Origin of the sequence: Nocardia sp. NPDC052566, from assembly GCF_044547285.1 — a bacterium.
GTDB lineage: Bacteria > Actinomycetota > Actinomycetes > Mycobacteriales > Mycobacteriaceae > Nocardia.
This window is the reverse complement of sequence record NZ_JBIUAF010000001.1, coordinates 1,415,176-1,430,916: the sequence shown is the minus strand read 5'-3', so window position 1 is coordinate 1,430,916 and position 15,741 is coordinate 1,415,176. Positions and strand designations below refer to the sequence as shown.

General features: G+C 67.9%; 15 protein-coding genes. 11 read left to right on the top strand and 4 right to left on the bottom strand.

Annotation, left to right across the window (positions count from 1 at the left end; genetic code table 11):
• The first annotated feature begins 177 nt into the window (after nt 1-177).
• The 6 genes from ACIG5A_RS05745 to ACIG5A_RS05720 all read left to right on the top strand — a co-directional run bounded on the left by ACIG5A_RS05745 (nt 178) and on the right by ACIG5A_RS05720 (nt 5,362).
• Complete coding sequence (locus ACIG5A_RS05745; RefSeq protein ID WP_397238114.1) at nt 178-585, top strand: STAS domain-containing protein; 408 nt, start codon at nt 178-180, stop codon at nt 583-585.
• A 68-nt stretch (nt 586-653) separates the two neighbouring features.
• Complete coding sequence (locus ACIG5A_RS05740) at nt 654-1,340, top strand: PAS and ANTAR domain-containing protein (protein ID WP_397238112.1); 687 nt, start codon at nt 654-656, stop codon at nt 1,338-1,340.
• Between the two features lie 126 nt (nt 1,341-1,466).
• On the top strand, nt 1,467-1,901 hold the full coding sequence (locus tag ACIG5A_RS05735) for an anti-sigma factor (protein WP_397238824.1): 435 nt from the start codon (nt 1,467-1,469) through the stop codon (nt 1,899-1,901).
• The gene (locus ACIG5A_RS05730) at nt 1,891-2,682 is read left to right on the top strand and encodes an RNA polymerase sigma factor SigF (protein ID WP_397238110.1); all 792 of its coding nucleotides are present in this window, start codon (nt 1,891-1,893) and stop codon (nt 2,680-2,682) included. The genes ACIG5A_RS05735 and ACIG5A_RS05730 overlap by 11 nt, the downstream gene beginning before the upstream one ends.
• A gap of 124 nt (nt 2,683-2,806) precedes the next feature.
• A complete protein-coding gene (locus tag ACIG5A_RS05725) occupies nt 2,807-3,112 on the top strand; it encodes a hypothetical protein (RefSeq protein ID WP_397238108.1) in 306 nt (101 codons plus the stop codon).
• 201 nt (nt 3,113-3,313) lie between these two features.
• Nucleotides 3,314-5,362: an AMP-binding protein gene (locus ACIG5A_RS05720; RefSeq protein ID WP_397238106.1), complete on the top strand. Its 2,049-nt coding sequence runs from the start codon at nt 3,314-3,316 to the stop codon at nt 5,360-5,362.
• Here ACIG5A_RS05720 and ACIG5A_RS05715 read toward each other — a convergent pair.
• Nucleotides 5,346-7,595 carry a serine/threonine-protein kinase gene (locus tag ACIG5A_RS05715; protein WP_397238104.1) on the bottom strand — a complete coding sequence of 750 codons (2,250 nt, stop codon included), beginning with the start codon at nt 7,593-7,595 and terminating at the stop codon, nt 5,346-5,348. The genes ACIG5A_RS05720 and ACIG5A_RS05715 overlap by 17 nt on opposite strands.
• Before the next feature lie 113 nt (nt 7,596-7,708).
• On the opposite strand from ACIG5A_RS05715, the gene ACIG5A_RS05710 reads away from it, so the two are divergent.
• Nucleotides 7,709-8,260, top strand: a complete 552-nt coding sequence (locus ACIG5A_RS05710) for an NADAR family protein (RefSeq protein ID WP_397238102.1) — start codon at nt 7,709-7,711, stop codon at nt 8,258-8,260.
• 19 nt (nt 8,261-8,279) lie between these two features.
• Here ACIG5A_RS05710 and ACIG5A_RS05705 read toward each other — a convergent pair whose 3' ends face one another.
• Both ACIG5A_RS05705 and ACIG5A_RS05700 read right to left on the bottom strand, forming a co-directional pair.
• Nucleotides 8,280-9,035, bottom strand: a complete 756-nt coding sequence (locus ACIG5A_RS05705; protein WP_397238100.1) for a hypothetical protein — start codon at nt 9,033-9,035, stop codon at nt 8,280-8,282.
• Between the two features lie 186 nt (nt 9,036-9,221).
• Complete coding sequence (locus tag ACIG5A_RS05700) at nt 9,222-9,725, bottom strand: hemerythrin domain-containing protein (protein WP_397238098.1); 504 nt, start codon at nt 9,723-9,725, stop codon at nt 9,222-9,224.
• 484 nt (nt 9,726-10,209) lie between these two features.
• Here ACIG5A_RS05700 and ACIG5A_RS05695 point away from each other — a divergent pair, with 484 nt between their 5' ends.
• From ACIG5A_RS05695 to ACIG5A_RS05680, 4 genes are all read left to right on the top strand, one after another.
• Nucleotides 10,210-11,289 (top strand): dihydrodipicolinate reductase, encoded by a 1,080-nt coding sequence (locus ACIG5A_RS05695; RefSeq protein ID WP_397238096.1) that lies wholly within the window; start codon nt 10,210-10,212, stop codon nt 11,287-11,289.
• The gene (locus tag ACIG5A_RS05690) at nt 11,286-11,777 is read left to right on the top strand and encodes a carboxymuconolactone decarboxylase family protein (protein WP_397238094.1); all 492 of its coding nucleotides are present in this window, start codon (nt 11,286-11,288) and stop codon (nt 11,775-11,777) included. Before ACIG5A_RS05695 ends, ACIG5A_RS05690 begins: the two co-directional genes overlap by 4 nt.
• Nucleotides 11,778-11,837: 60 nt before the next feature.
• Entirely contained in the window at nt 11,838-13,385 is a 1,548-nt protein-coding gene (locus ACIG5A_RS05685; protein WP_397238092.1) for an FAD-dependent monooxygenase, read from the top strand.
• A gap of 101 nt (nt 13,386-13,486) precedes the next feature.
• A complete protein-coding gene (locus tag ACIG5A_RS05680; RefSeq protein ID WP_397238090.1) occupies nt 13,487-13,843 on the top strand; it encodes a hypothetical protein in 357 nt (118 codons plus the stop codon).
• Nucleotides 13,844-14,167: 324 nt separating this feature from the next.
• On the opposite strand, the gene ACIG5A_RS05675 is transcribed toward ACIG5A_RS05680, so the two are convergent.
• A complete protein-coding gene (locus tag ACIG5A_RS05675; RefSeq protein ID WP_397238088.1) occupies nt 14,168-15,718 on the bottom strand; it encodes an amino acid permease in 1,551 nt (516 codons plus the stop codon).
• Nucleotides 15,719-15,741 lie beyond the last annotated feature (23 nt).

Sequence of the window (15,741 nt, the reverse complement as noted above, 5' to 3'; positions counted from 1 at the left end):
CCGGGCGGGCATGACACACTGGATCGAGGTTGAGAACTTACAGCCGACCCCGGTTCGACGCAGTGACTTTCGCACTGACCGGTCGATGGGACGGGCAGTCACAGCCGACTCGCGATTCCCTCGCCGCTGGTCACTGCCGCGTAGGACTGGACGCCCCTCCGTATCGGGAGGTCTGTCATGTCTGCCATCGCCGTTCTCCGGCATCGTAACGACGCGGCGCCGCCGCACGCCGTGCGCGCGGGCCGCCGCCAGCTGTGGGCCCACCGCATCGATCGCCGTCACCACTGCATCGTGGTGCGGATCGAGGGTGAACTCGACGCCGCGGTGTATCCCGAGTTCCGGACTCTGCTCGACCGTGCCTTGAATACACCGTGCCACGCGGTCGTGATCGATCTGCGTGCCGCGACTTTCGTCAGCATCCGTGCCGCGGCCACCCTCGCGCCCGCACGCGACTACGCACTCAACCGCGGTGTCGATCTGCGCGTCGTCACCGGACGCAGGGAGGTCGAGCGAGCACTCGAGGTCACCGGAGTGCGCAGCGCTTTCTGCCACTACCCGACAATGCGGGCCGCGCTCGACGCCTAGCCGCGACACGCGGGAATCGAATACCGCTCCAGTCGCTGTGGATATCCTGCCCAGCGGATACTTGGACTGTGACGATAGACGGTGGGTCGATACCTCCCGAGGACGCGTTCGCGCTGAATCGAGTGATCGGCCAGGGAACGCCGCAGAGTGTCGGTACCTTCCGCTACTGGTACGACGAGCAGCGGTGGGAATGGTCGGACGAGGTGGCACAGATGCACGGCTACTCACCGGGATCGGTGACGCCGACCACCGAGCTGCTGCTGACACACAAGCACCCGGAGGATCGGGCGTGGGTGGCGACGGCGCTGGCCAAGACCACCGAGGACGGCCAGCCGTTCTCCAGCCGCCACCGCATCGTCGACACCGTCGGCCAGGTGCGCCACGTCATCGTGGTCGCCGATTCGATGTTCGACGACGAGGGCGCGGTCATCGGCACCAACGGCTACTACATCGACGTCACCGACACACTCGAGGAGCAGCGGCAGGAAACCCTCGACGACACCCTGCCCGAGCTCTACGCCGCGCGCGCGGTGATCGAACAGGCCAAGGGCGCGCTGATGCTGGTCTACGGCATCAGCGCCGAGCAGGCGTTCCGGGTGCTGAGCTGGCGCTCGCAGGAGACCAACACCAAATTGCGGGCGCTGGCAACGCAATTGGTGCTCGATATCGGCACCATGATGCAGACCACCTCCAACCTGCGCACCGAATTCGATCACCTGCTGCTCACCGCGCACGAACGGATCGAACAGCGCTGATCCGCCCGCGAGCGGATGTTTGGTGAACAAACGACCGGGTACGCGGACGTTGATTCCGCGCGAGACAAGGCGATGGCCCGCGAGGGGCGGGCCGAGGCAAACCGTAAGGAGCAGGTGGTGGTCAGTATGGGCGACAGGGTTTCCGAGCCCGCTACAGAGACGGCGACGACGGTCGGCATTCGCGTACCCGCGGTCCTGGAGCAACTGCTCATGTTGCGCGCTCTTGCCGAAACCGTAGCGCTGATCGCGGATTTCGCGGTCGACGAGGTGACCGATATCCGCCTCGCGCTCGACGAGGTGGCGACCGCGCTGATTCTGGACGCGGTGCCGGGTTCGACGATCGCCTGCGATTTCAGCTACGACGACCGGCAGATGTTCGTGCACGTCTCCTCGATGGCGACCTCGCAGGATGTGGTCGAAAAACAGAGCTTCGGGTGGCATATCGTCCGCACGCTCACCGCGTCGCTCTCGGCGATGCAGGCGCCCTTCGACGAGATCATCGGCGGATACCCCACGGTGGTGGATTTCAGCTGGGTCCGGGGTGAAACGAATGGCGGCTGAGCGGCGTTCACATTCGAGCGGCGACAGCTATGACAATATCGAGCCGCTCTTCGAGAAGCTGGCCGCGCTCGGCGCGGACGAGCGGGCGCGGGCGGCACTGCGCGAGGAGCTGATCGGCCGGTGCCTGCCGCTGGCCGAGCACATCGCGCGCAAGTTCGCCGGGCGCGGCGAGAATTTCGACGATCTGCTCCAGGTGGCCAGGGTCGGGCTGTTGCACGCGGTGGACCGCTTCGATGTGACGCGCGGTTCGTCGTTCCTGTCCTTCGCGGTGCCGACGATCATGGGCGAGGTGCGCAGACATTTCCGCGACACCACCTGGGCGGTGCGAGTTCCACGGCGCACCAAGGAGATTCAGCTCACCATCGGTCCCGCGATCGAACGGCTGTCGCAGCGGCTGGGCCGGATGCCGCGCGCCAGGGAGATCGCTGCGGAGCTCGATGTCGACCTGGTCGAGGTCACCCAGGCGCTGATCGCGGGCAACGCCTACCAGTCGTCCTCGATCGACGCGGTGTCCGGCGACGACCCCGACAGCGGGCCGCTGCCGCTGCTGGAGAGCCTGGGCGCCGAGGAGCCCGCCTACACCGCGGTCGAGGACCACCTCGTGGTCAAGCCGCTACTCGCCGAACTGCCTGACGGGGAGAAGCGCGTGCTGATCATGCGGTTCTTCGAGAACAAGACCCAGAACCAGATCGCCGAGGTGCTCGGCGTCTCCCAGATGCAGGTCTCACGCATCCTGGCAAGGACACTGAACGCCTTGCGGGAACAAGCTTTACGCGACTGAGCCGCTGCTCACACGTTTGCCGCGCGCCGGCATCGGGTATCAGGGAGTTAGCCGCCCCGGTCAGGGAGGAATGTCCGGGGGCGGTTTGGCCGCCGGATCACCCCGCCAGCCCGAGGAGGTCGTCATGACAGATCATGCCGACGCGCCCCATCGCACGGGACGCACACTGGTCACCACCAATCACGACGTCATCCGCCGCTGGGCGGAGCAGCGCGGAGCCCATCCCGCGACCATGCCGGGCAGCCGGTACAAGGGCAGAATGGGCGTGCTGCGCTTCGATTTCCCGGGATACGGGGGCGCGGTACTGCAGCCGGTGGACTGGGACGAATGGTTGTCCACCTTCGACGACCGCCAGCTGCGGTTCCGTTATCAGGACGGCGGCCGGACCAACTTCTTCCGGCTGGAGCGCGCGGCCCGCGACGACTGGTGATGTGCATCTGACGATAAAACGTAGCGCGGCTCCTCTCTATTCGGGGCGCAAGGTGCGCTGACACGAGCTCGGGCGTCCATACCACGGCAAGTGAACAGAACAGCGAACGAACTCTTGACCTCACTGTTACCGGTGGGTACAAATACGTAACGATGCCGAACCGCTCGGTACGGAGTTCGGCCGACGAAGAAATGTACGCCGTTGGTAACTGATGTCGTCACTGTCGATGCGGAGTTCACTGTCGCGCGTAAGGCGATGTGGGATCTGCTGATGGAACCGCAGACCTACTCACGCATGTTCCAAGGTGTCGGCGTCTGCGAACGCGCCGAGACCTCCGCACCCGAACCGGTGCTGCTGATCCGCGCGGGCAGCGCCGCCGAAATCGCCCTGCCCCCGGTGCATCTGCTGGTGGTCAAGGACGGTGAGACGTTCGAATTGCAGTGTCCCTCGCACGGCGGGTTCGCCTCGGTGCGGTTGCGCGGCGACGAGCAGCAGACCAGGGTCACCGTCACCTTCATCGGTGCGGGCCGGGTGCATCCGGCCATCGCCGAGCGGGACAAGCCCGCCATCGTCGAATGGACGCGGCGCGGCCTGGGCCGCGTCGCCGACGCGGTCCAGGGCGCGCCGACCTCGACGCTGATCAACGGCGAGGATTCGGCCGCCAAGTTGCAGGTCGGCATCGCCAAACAGCTGGTGACCACCGGTGTGGTGCGCAGCCTGCGCCCCGATCGCGGGCTCAAACAGCTCGGCGGGCTTGCCCGTTGGGGTTTCACGCTGGCGGGCGGCTACGCGGCCGCCGCGGCCTACACCCCGAAGCGGGCCGCGCTCATCGACGGCCCGATCGCCTACAGCTTCACCGAGGTGCACGAACGCACCCACCGGCTCGCGGCCGCGCTCGCCGCGCTGGGTTTCGGGCCGGGCCACGCGGTGGGCCTGCTCGCGCGCAACCGCGCCGCGATGGTCGAAACCATGGTCGCCGCGGGCAAATTGGGTGTCGACACGGTACTGCTCAATACCGGGCTCTCCGCGCTGCAGATCGAGGAGGTGGCCGAGCGGCACCAGCTGGCTGCGATCTTCCTCGACGACGAATTCGCGCCGCTGGTCCGGTATCTGGCGCCGCAGATGCACCGGTTCTCCACCTCGCCGCCGAGCCAGGACGGGCCGACGACGGTCGAGGATCTGATCGCCATGCAGTCCCCGCCGTTCGCCAGGCCCGCCCATCCCGGCAGGCTGATCGTGCTCACCTCCGGCACCAGTGGCACGCCCAAGAGCGCGCGCCGCCCGCAGCCCAAGGGTTTCGGCACCATCGCGGCGCTGTTGTCGCGCATCCCGTTCCGGATGGACGAGACGATGCTGGTGCCCGCGCCGCTGTTCCACACCTGGGGGCTGGCCGCGCTGCAGATCAGCACCCCGATCCGGGCGAGCGTGGTGCTCACTGAGCGCTTCGACGCGGAGGAATGCCTGCGGCTGGTGGCCGAGCACCGGGTGACCGCGATGATCGTGGTGCCGGTGATGGTGAACCGGATCCTGGACCTGCCCATCCACGTCCGCGCCCGCTACGACACCTCCAGCCTGCGGGTGGTCGCCAGTTGCGGTGCGCCGCTGGCCGGTCCGATCGTGGAGCGGTTCATGGACACCTACGGCGATATCCTCTACAACGTCTACGGCTCCACCGAGGTGTCCTGGGCCACCATCGCCGATCCGGCCGATCTGCGCGCCGCGCCCACCACCGCGGGGCGCCCGCCGCTGGGCACCAAACTCGCTGTGCTCGACCAGGACATGCGTCCGGTGGCGCGCGGGGTGACCGGGCGCATCTTCGTCAGCAACCACATGCTGTTCGACGGCTACACCGATGCCACGCCGCCCGCCGAATCCGCGGGCATGCTCGACACCGGCGATCTGGGCTATCTCGATGTCGACGATCTGCTGTTCGTGGCGGGCCGCGACGACGAGATGATCATCTCCGGTGGCGAGAACGTCTTCCCGCGGCCGGTGGAGGAGGCGTTGTCGTATCTGCCGCAGGTCAGCGAGGTGGCCGTGGTCGGGGTGCCGGATAAGGAATTCGGCCAGCGGCTGGCCGCTTTCGTGGTGACCCGCGAGGGTTTCGGGCTCGATCGGGAGATGGTGTGCAACTACATCCGGCATCGGCTGAGCCGGTTCTCGGTGCCGCGCGATGTCACCTTCGTGGACGCGCTGCCGCGCAACGCGACCGGAAAGATCCTCAAGCGCACGCTCATTCAACCCGGTTGACGATCCGTTGCAGCGCGGCGAGGTCCTGCTCCAGCATCCGGAACAGCCAGTAGACGCCGATGAACGCGACCGCGCTGCCGACGCACAGCACCCGCAGCGGCACGATCACCGCCGGAATGTCCTCGGGCGGAATGAAGGTCGCGCCGGCGACACCCAGCAGCGGCACCGCGGCGGCGACGACGAGGAAATAGGTGCTGGCGCGGTCCAGTGCGCGCAACTGGCGCGCGTCGCCGGCGACTGAACCGCCGTGCGGCAGGAACATCGGATACAGCGAGCGCACCGCGTAAAAGCTCACCAGGAAGTACGGGTAGGCCATCGCGATGGCGCCGCACACGATCTGGGTGAGGAAGAAGTGCACATAGGATTCGGCGGTGATGTGGCTGCCCGAGGCCTGCACCGACACCGGGACCACCACACCGGCGAGCACCCACAGCGCGAAGCAGGTCAGCACATTGCGCCTGCCGAGCCGCAGCGTGTCGGCGCGTGCGCGGGCCAGTGCCGCGGCGTCGTAGGAGGCGCCGCGGCGCAGGCCGCGCGCGATCGACCACAGGTGGGCCAGTAGCACATTGGTGACGACGAAGCCGAGGAAGAAGCAGGCGCCGTAGGTGGTGATCGCGATCTGATCGAAGCGGTGCTGGGCGTGCGCGTCGAGTTTGGCGATGATCAGCGTGCGATTGTGGTTGTAGCTGTACAGGATCGCCAGCGCGTTCGGAATGGCGATGGCAAGCGCCATGATCGGATGCATCAGCATGCGTGCCCGCAGCCGTCCGCTGCGCGGCGCGGGATCGACCAGATCGCGGGCGCGTGCGTCCAGGCACACCTCGAGTTGCTGGGCCATCTCCGCGCCGCAGGCCCAGCGCCGGTCCGGCGCCGGGTCGAGGGCACGGACGAGCGCGCGGCGCAGCGCCGCCGGGCAGTCGGGCGGAAGATCCTGGTACGGCAACGATTCCGGGCTGGCGTCGCGCCGGTCGAGCATGCCGTCGAGTGCGGTGCGGTCACCGCCGATCACCGTTTCCTCGCCGAAGGGTTTGCGGCCGGTGAGCAGCTCCCACAGCACGACCGCGAGGGCGAACAGGTCGCTGCGCACGTCGAGATCGGCCGCGGTCGTCTCCCGGTCCGGGTGCACCGCGGCCAGTTGCTCCGGTGACATGTAGGCCAGCGATCCGCCGAAATAGGCCACCGGGCTGTCGCCGGAGACGTTGCCGCTGAAGCTGATATTGAAGTCGGCGAGTTTCGGGATGCCGTCGGCGGTGAGCAGGACGTTGGCCGGTTTCACGTCGCGATGCAGCACACCGCAGCGCCCGGCGTAATCGAGTGCCTCGGCCACGCGCCTGCCGAGCCAGGCGATGGTCTCCGGCCAGGACAGCGCGGCCAGTTCCGCGCGGGTCGCCGATTCGCTCGGCCTGATCTCACCCTTGTCCGCGAGCACCTCGTCGATCACCGCGAGCAGCAGTGCGCCGTCGCGTTCGTGCGCCGGTGTCACGCGGACCTTTTCGAGCACGGTGAACAGGGTGCCGCCCGGCACGTACTGCATGTACAGCAGCCGCAGCCGCCGGTCCGCCAGCACCCGCTGGTCGAAGACGCGCACGATGTAGTCGTGGTCGAGCTGGGCGAGGGTCTGTGGTTCGGCGCCCCTGTCCTGGGAGATCTTCACCGCGACCAGGCGCTGCATCGAGCGCTGTCTGGCCAGGAACACCCGCGCGAACGCGCCGCGCCCCAGGCCGGTCATCAGGTCGAAGTCGTCGATGCGCTGACCGGCGTCCAGATCGTCGAGGCGGACCGGGTCGGCGGCGCCGAGCAGCGTGCTGTGGTAGTCGTCGGTGGCCAGCAGCTCCGAAAGCTGTTCGGCCTGTTCGGGATAGGCGGCGGTGTATTCGGCGACATCGACCGCGCTGCCCGCGCGCCTGCGCACGTGGAACTCTTCGTAGATCAGATCCGGGGGCAGCGGCCAGCTGCTGAGCTCGGGCAGCTCGACCACGTAGTCGGCCAGGCGCTTGGGCGCGGTGCCGCGCATCCACCGGTTGGCCAGATCGATCTTGATCAACTCGATCAGCGACACCCGGCGGATGGCGGGGGAGTCCGGCAGATAGTCGGGCAGCGGCGGCGGTGTCGGCGCCGCACGCCACGCGTCGGCGAACCGCTCGACCACCTCGGCGACCCCGCCGCGCGCACCGCCCGGCGACGGGGTGGATGCGACCGTTGCCCCGCCTCCCGGGCTGCCGGGCTGCGCCATTTTCGCATCGTATCCCCGCCGCCCGACACCGGGCGAACGTACCGCAGCGGGGTTTGCTGGCGGCGACTCATATTCCGGGGCGCGGGTTCGGGGGGATCGGGCACACTCGTGGGATGCGTGTGCGTTCAGTGGGGGAGTTGGTGGATGTCGTGGCGTCCGGCCGACCTGTGGAGTATCTGCCGTTCTGGGGACATCAGCCGCAGCGGGACGGACGTATCGGGCAGGGCTGTTTGAGCCAGTGGTGGCCCGCGGAGTTCGTGGTCGACGGGGTCCGCTTCGCCACGGCGGAGCATTACATGATGTGGCGCAAGGCGATGCTGTTCGACGACGCGGCGACCGCGGCGCTGGTGCTGGCGGCGGCGGAGCCCAAGCAGGCGAAGGAACTCGGGCGCCAGGTCGCCCGGTTCGACGGACAGGTATGGGAGGCAGCGCGTTTCGACATCGTGGTGGCCGGTAACACCGCGAAGTTCGGGCAGCACGAACCGTTGAAGGAGTATCTGCTCGGCACCGGGGAGCGGGTGCTGGTCGAGGCGAGCCCGGTCGACCGGGTCTGGGGTATCGGGCTGGCCGCGGACAATCCGCGCGCGGTGGACCCGGCACGCTGGCGCGGGCTCAACCTGCTCGGCTTCGCGCTGATGCAGGCGCGCGCCGCGTTGGCCGGATGAGCGTGCGGGCCGGGGTGGTTCAACTGGAGTTGCAGGACGGGTCGAAGCCGCGTTCCTCGGCGGCGCAGGCCCGCCACACCCTGGCCTCGGCGTGATTGCCCTGCCGGTCGAGCAATTCGGCGAGGCCGGACATGGCGCGGGATTCGCGGCGATCGGCGGCGGTGCGCCACCAGCGTTCGGCCTCACCGAGATCGCCGCGCCGGAAACGGACGACGCCCAGGTCGTAGGCGGCCCCGGCATGGCCGGCCTCGGCGGCCTGGGCCCACAGCCCGCAGGCCTGTTCTTCCTCGCCCCGGCTGTACATGGCGACGCCCAGGTCGTAGAGGGCGCTGCGATAGCCGGGATCACCGCCCGCGTCGTCGTTTTCGGCGGTGTCGGGATGTCCCGCCACGGTGCTGAGCTCGAGTACCAGATTGGCGAAGTTGGGCGGGCCCTCGCCGACGCTGCACCACAGCACGATCGCGCCCGACGGTGTCGGTTCGACGAGGATTCCGTAGTTGCCGGTCCAGGATTTCTGTTCACCGAGCGCGTCCACCCAGACCGGCGTGACGGTGAACATGCCGCCCGGCGCGGTGGCGGTGACCTCGAAGGTGACGCCCGAGGCCAGCGCGTCGCTCCACACATCGACCCCGGCCAGCCTGCGGCCGTCGAGCACGACATGGCCGTCGACCACCGACATGCCGATGCCGAGTCCGCGCACCCCCAGCGGTGGGGCCGCCGATAGCAGCGTCATGGTGACCAGCGCGGTCGTGTCCCCGAGTTGTTCGGTGTACATCGGGTAGATCATGCTGCCGTGCCACCGGATAGGGTCGGCGCTGCGGTATCGGGCGGCCAACGGTAGGTGTGAATCCGGCTCGTTCACGTGTCGCGCCCCGCCTTCCCCGATACTCGTCACCCATGCTTGCGCGGCCCCCCGCCGCCTTGCCGCCATACCGTACTAGGCAACCTCGCGCGCGGCGCCTCATTCCCGGCGCGTTGGGCGAACTGTTATGCCGAAGAGCTGTTCCGTTGTTCGACTTCCCGATTCGAATGCGTCGAGCGCTTGCACGAGCCGGCGCTCCTCCCACTGGAAATGCGATTCGAGGATGGCGGTCAGGCCGTCGAGTTCGCGCAGCGCTGCCCCGGCATTGTCGGGGTTCACCGAGGTCAGCAGCTGTTCGAGGCGGCGAAGGATATCGGCGACCAACCGATGATCATCGCGGAGTTCCGCCAAAACCGGGGCCAGTTCCGGGAATTGCGCGGCCAGCGCGGGAAAGGTGGTGGTGTCCTCGCTGACGTGGTGCCGCGTCAACGCCTGACAGAATGCGGTGCAGTGGCTGCGCAATTGCGTGGGGCGCACGAGTTCGCCCGTCGGATACCGGTTCAGTTCGGCGCGTACTCGGCGCAGTTCGGTGCGCAGCCATTGATGGATTTCGACGAGTTCGCGGCCGAGCGCACGCGCGCGGGCCACCGAGAATTCGGACATGGATTCAGCTTTCGATCGAGGAGAGCGCCGGTCACCCGACCGGCGGTGCGTGCGTGTTCGGACCGCAGCGGCCCCGAAGCGCGGGACGACCTATCGGGCCGTCAACAGATCCGCGGATGTGGACGCATGGTGGTCTCCTCGATCGGTGCCTCCATGCCGACGCCGTCCACCTGGCGCGTACACGCGACGAGATCATGATTTACCCTGCCGGGGGCACCCGCGCAACAGCGCAGATCAGTGGTGGTTTCTCCGGCACCGAAGTTAATGTAACCGCCGGTTACACATACTTCTACTCTCGCGGAATGGGAGAGGAATGGGTGCCGAACGGCGAAGCGACGAGCGCTCGATATGTAGAGGGTACTCGCTGCGGCGCCGGGGCGCGACACAGGGGTCATATCGGCGGGCGGTGGACCGAATTCCTCAGGCGCGCTGAGGGATTGGCGGTATCGCGAACGCCCGACCAAGCGCTTGCTACCATCGCGGGATGATCCCCACGATCGTCTGGGGCACGGGCAACGTCGGCCGTGCGGCCATTCGTGCCGTCGCCGCCCATCCCGAACTCGAACTCACCGGCGTGCTGGTACACAACCCGGACAAGGTCGGCCGTGACGCGGGCGAACTCGCCGGGCTCGACCACGGACTCGGGGTCGCGGCCAGCGATGACATCGCCGCGATGCTGGCCGCGCGGCCACGCGCCGTCGTGTACGCCGCCTCCGGCGATATCCGCCCCGATGCCGCGCTCGCCGATATCGTGCGTGCCATCGAGGCGGGCGCGGTGGTGGTGACGCCCGCGCTCTACGCCTTCTACGACCAGCGCAGCGCGCCACCGTCGCTGCGCGATCCGGTGGTGGCCGCGATCGCGGCGGGCGGTGGTTCGCTGTTCGTCTCCGGCGTCGATCCGGGCTGGGGCAACGATGTGCTGCCGCTGCTGGTGAGCGGGCTCGGCAGCACCGTCGAGGCGATCCGCTGCCAGGAGATCTTCGACTACACCACCTACGACCAGCCCGATGCGGTGCGCTACCTGGTCGGCATGGGGCAGCCGATGGAGTACGCGCCACCGATGCTGGCGCCGACGGTGCCGACCATGGTGTGGGGCGGGCAGATTCGGCTGATGGCCAGGGCGCTCGGCGTCGAACTCGACGACATCCGCGAAACGGTGGCACGGCAGGCATTGACGCACACGGTGCACACCGAGCGGATGGGGGAGTTCGAGGCGGGGACCCAGGGCGCGGTGCGCTTCGAGGTGCAGGGCATCGTCGAGGGCGAACCACGCATCGTGATCGAGCACGTCACCCGCATCCATCCGGCGTGCGCACCGGACTGGCCGGCACCGCCGGACGGCGAGGGCGCGCACCGGGTGATCATCGAGGGCCATCCGCACATCGAGGTCACCGTCGAGGCGCGCGACGAGGACGGCAACCGCTCGGCGGGCGGAAACGCCACGGCCGTCGGCCGATTGGTGAACGCCATCGACTGGCTCGCCGCCGCCGAGCCCGGACTCTACGACGCGCTCGACGTTCCGCTGCGTCCCGCGGTCGGCAAACTCGGAAGGAAGCAACCATGAGGATCGATGTCCCCGAGGGCAAGGACCCGATCGGCTACGTGTGGGGCGAAATGGTGCCCGGCATCGGCATTCCCGCCTCCAACTTCTCGCTGGCGGTGTATTCCGAGAGCACGCTGGGCCTGCGCGAATTCGAGGCGGCCCGGTTGCGCATCGCCCAGATCAACGGCTGCCTGTTCTGCCTGGACTGGCGCACCGAACGCGACGGGCAGAAGGTGGACGAGGGCTTCGCCGACGCGGTCACGCACTGGCGCACCACCGCCGCGTTCGACGAGCGCACCCGCCTGGCCGCCGAATACGCCGAACGCTATGCGCTCGACCACCACAATCTCGACGACGAATTCTGGGCCAGGATGACCGCGCACTACAGCCAGCGCGAAATCGTCGAGCTGAGTATGGGTATCGGCTCGTGGCTCGCCTTCGGCAGGCTCAATCACGTGCTCGGCCTGGACGCGGTGTGCGTGCTGCCGAGCCAGTTGCCCACGCATTGACACGACCGATGTAAGCCGCGCGCAAGGCCGGTGCAATCCTGGCCCGTCACAGTCGGAGTCATGAACGAGACATTCGATGTGGTGATCGCCGGCGCCGGACCGGTCGGGCTGATGCTCGCCTGCGAGCTGCGGCTCGCCGGAGTGGATGTGCTGGTCGTCGAGCGACTCACCGAGATAGATCCGACCGTCAAGGCCGGCGGGATCAATGTGCCTACGGTACAGGCGTTCTACCGGCGTGGCCTGCTGCCCGAGCTGCGCGAACAGCAGGAGTCCGCACTCAACTTCATGCGCGGATTCCTACCGGGCGACAACGCGGGGCCCGATAAGGCGAAACTCGACGCCGCGGCGCCGTCGACGCCGCGGGTCGCCGGACATTTCGCGGGCATCATGCTCGACAGCGATCGCATCGATTTCGACGATCCCGCATTCGCCGATCTCGGGCCGGTCACCGGCATCTGGCTGGTGCCGCAGCAGGGGATCGAAACCGTCCTCGGCCGCCGTGCCGCGGAACTCGGGGTGCCGGTGTGGCGCGGGCTCGAGGTCGCCGATTTCACCGATGACGGCGACGGCGTCGATATCCGGCTCGGCGACAACGTTGTTCGCGCGGGCTGGCTGGTCGGCTGCGACGGCGGTCGCAGCACAGTGCGCAAGCGCGCCGGTTTCGACTTCCCCGGCATCGGGCCCGAGATCACCGGGCACCAGGCCATCGTCGAGATGACCGGCGCCGAGGGCCTGCGCGTCGGCTGGAACACGACCGACACCGGGATCTACGTGCACGGCGCGGCGGCAGGCCGGATCCTGACCGTCGAGCTGGATGGACCACCCGCCGAACGGGATACACCGATCACCGCGGCCGAGCTGCAGGCGAGTCTGCGGGCGGTGTCGGGTGTGCCGGTGCGGATCACCGCGGTCAAGTCCGCGACCCGGTTCACCGACAACACTCGCCAGGTCCCCGAGTATCGCAGGGGCCGGGTGCTGCTGGCCGGCGATGCGGCGCACGTGCATTCACCGTTCGGCGGGCAGGGGCTCAACCTCGGGATCGGTGACGCGGTCAACCTCGGCTGGAAGCTGGCCGCGGTGGTCGACGGCTCGGCGGGTGAGGAACTGCTCGACACCTACACCGCCGAACGCCATCCTGTCGGCGCCTGGGTGCTCGAATGGACCCGCGCCCAAGTGGCTTTGATGCGGTTGGATCCCCGCAGCCGGGCGCTGCGCAGGGTGATGACCGACATGCTGGCCACGACCGACGGCACCACCGAGACCTTCAAGAAGATCTCCGGTGTGCTGCATCGCTACGATCTCGGCTCCGGCCATCCGCTGATCGGCGCGACCGCGCCGGATCTGGAACTGTCCGACGACACCCGCCTCGGCGATCATCACACCGCGGGCGGCGCGGTCCTGGTCGACCTCGCCGATTCCGCCGAGCTGCGCGCGCTGGCCGCACGCTGGGCCACGCGCGTGCACACCGTGACCGCGAAATCGCCTGGGGCGGGCGAGCTCACCGGTCTGCTGGTGCGTCCCGACGGCTTCGTCGCGTGGGCCCGCGACACCGGCGCCGTCGACGGGCTCGAGGCGGCGCTGACCCGCTGGTTCGGTACGCCCGCCTGAGTTGAACCCGTTGTGCCCGAAGGTTTTACGAATTCACAAGATCGTTGCTTGACACGTTGTAGCGTGTGCTGATCGACCCTGAGTGACTGAAAGGGGCCTTCGTGACCAGCACCGACAGGGATAACACCGTCACAACCATCAAGGGCGCGGCGCCGGGGGTGATCGTCGCGCTGCGGCGCGCCGCGGCGATCGCCGCCGAGCACGGGCACAACTACATCAGCGTCGAGGATCTGCTGTCCGCGATCCTCGGCGCCGAACCGATGTCGCTGCTCGAGGTGCACTGGCAACTGCGCGGCGGCGGTGCGCTGACCTTCCCGGAAGTACGCCAGCTGGTGGATTCGATCATTCCGGGACCGGTGATCGGCAATCACGGCCCGCCGGAACCGGCCACGGTGACCTTCGAATGGACCGGCCCGCACGCCGCGGAGTTCACCGAGGCGATCAACCGCCAGTCCTAGGCGTACCTCCGCATTCGCTCCGGCCATGCGCGAAGCGGACTCCGTCCGCTGCGTACCTCCCTGCATTCGCTCCGGCCATGCGCGAAGCGGACTCCGTCCGCTGCGTACCTCCCCGCATTCGCTCCGGCCGTGCGCGAAGCGGACTCCGTCCGCTGCGTACCTCCCTGCATTCGCTCCGGCCGTGCGCGGAGCGGACTCCGTCCGCTGCGTACCTCCCTGCATTCGCTCCGGCCGTGCGCGAAGCGGACTCCGTCCGCTCGCAGCGCCTGGTTCCGGTCGCGCCGACCGGGACCGGGCGCTCGCATGTCACGCGGGCCTCGAATGTCACGCGGGCACAGAGGGTTCGATGGTGGGTGGTTCCTCGACGGTGCGTTTGGGTCCGGTGAACCAGGTGCGGGCCGAGGCGAACCACCAGATGGCGATGGCGCCGACGACGGCGACCAGGGTGATGGGAGCGTAATTGACCGAGTTCCAGGTGAATTCGGCGTTCCACGGGTAGCCGCGGTCGTCGGTGGGCAGGATGAACAGCAGGCTGATCGCCACGATCCAGGCCAGCGCGACGACGCCGATCGGGCGATACCAGCGGCCGAGTCGCCACGGGCCGGTGTGGAATCGGGCGCCGTGCAGCTGCCGCAGCAGGATCGGGATGCCGTAGGCGATGTAGAGGCCGATGGTGGCGACCGAGGTGGCCGCCGCGTAGGCGGTCGGCGCGTTCTCGGCGGGCACCAGCATCGACGGGATCAGCAGCACGAAGGCGAAGAACGAGATGAACACCACCGCGAGCACCGGCACCTTGCGCGCCGAAAGTTTCGCCCACAGCGCCGATCCCGGCACCGCGCCGTCGCGGGAGAACGCGAACAACATCCGCGAGGCCGAGGTCACCGAGGCGTAGCCGCAGAACAGCTGGGCGACCGCGGCGATGACCAGCAGCAGGCCCGACCAGAACGAATTCAGCGAGTTCTGCAGGATGTAGATCACCGGGTAGCCGCTGTTCTTGGCAGGGTCGAGCGCGTCGTCGAGGTTCGGGATGGCGAAGGTGACCGCCATGATCAGCAGATAGCCGGCGACCGCCGAGACGATGATGGTGTTGATGATCCCCTTGGCCGCGGTGCGCGCCGCGTCGTGGGTCTCCTCCGACATATGCGCCGAGGCGTCGTAACCGGTGAAAGTGTATTGGGCGTGCAGCAATCCGAGCAGGAAGCTGAATGCCACGCCGCCGAATCCGACGGCGCTGTTGTCCACCGTTTCGGTGAACACGAATCCGGCGCTCTGATGGTGGCTCGCCCCGAATCCGAGCACCACGACAAAGATCACCACGCCGCCGACATGCCACCACGCCGAAATATTGTTGATCACCGCCGACAGGTGCGGGCCGATCGCGTTGAGCACCGCGTGCAGAATCAGGATGACGGTGAACACCGCAAATATCGCGGTGCGGTCGGTGCCGATGTCGATACCGATCACGTTGAGCACCACGGTGGTGAAAATGGCGGCGCCGTAATCGATGGCCGCGGTCACCGCGATCTGCCCGATCAGGTTGAACCAGCCGGTGAACCAGCCCCAGATCGGCCCGCCGAGCTCCGAGGCCCACCAGTACAGCCCGCCGGAGGTCGGGTAGGCCGAGGCCAGTTCGGCCATCGCCAAGCCGACGAACAACACCATCACCGACACCAGCGGCCAGCCCCACGCCATGGTGATGGGCCCGCCGTTGGCCAAACCGATCCCGTAACTGGCCAATCCGCCCGTCAGGATGGAAACGATGGTGAAACTGATGGCGAAATTGGAAAATCCCGACCACGATCGGGCGAGTTCTTGTTTGTAGCCGAGTTCGGCGAGGCGCCGTTCGTCATCGGATGGCATCGGTTTGTCGATCATTGTTGCTCCCGCGTGAAAACACT

Coding starts and splice junctions, on each gene's coding strand:
- ACIG5A_RS05685 (WP_397238092.1), top strand. CDS start 11,838: ATGAACGAGACATTCGATGTGGTGATCGCCGGCGCCGGACCGGTCGGG.
- ACIG5A_RS05735 (WP_397238824.1), top strand. CDS start 1,467: ATGGGCGACAGGGTTTCCGAGCCCGCTACAGAGACGGCGACGACGGTC.
- ACIG5A_RS05695 (WP_397238096.1), top strand. CDS start 10,210: ATGATCCCCACGATCGTCTGGGGCACGGGCAACGTCGGCCGTGCGGCC.
- ACIG5A_RS05690 (WP_397238094.1), top strand. CDS start 11,286: ATGAGGATCGATGTCCCCGAGGGCAAGGACCCGATCGGCTACGTGTGG.
- ACIG5A_RS05730 (WP_397238110.1), top strand. CDS start 1,891: ATGGCGGCTGAGCGGCGTTCACATTCGAGCGGCGACAGCTATGACAAT.
- ACIG5A_RS05745 (WP_397238114.1), top strand. CDS start 178: ATGTCTGCCATCGCCGTTCTCCGGCATCGTAACGACGCGGCGCCGCCG.
- ACIG5A_RS05675 (WP_397238088.1), bottom strand. CDS start 15,718: ATGATCGACAAACCGATGCCATCCGATGACGAACGGCGCCTCGCCGAA.
- ACIG5A_RS05710 (WP_397238102.1), top strand. CDS start 7,709: ATGCGTGTGCGTTCAGTGGGGGAGTTGGTGGATGTCGTGGCGTCCGGC.
- ACIG5A_RS05725 (WP_397238108.1), top strand. CDS start 2,807: ATGACAGATCATGCCGACGCGCCCCATCGCACGGGACGCACACTGGTC.
- ACIG5A_RS05715 (WP_397238104.1), bottom strand. CDS start 7,595: ATGGCGCAGCCCGGCAGCCCGGGAGGCGGGGCAACGGTCGCATCCACC.
- ACIG5A_RS05705 (WP_397238100.1), bottom strand. CDS start 9,035: ATGTACACCGAACAACTCGGGGACACGACCGCGCTGGTCACCATGACG.
- ACIG5A_RS05700 (WP_397238098.1), bottom strand. CDS start 9,725: ATGTCCGAATTCTCGGTGGCCCGCGCGCGTGCGCTCGGCCGCGAACTC.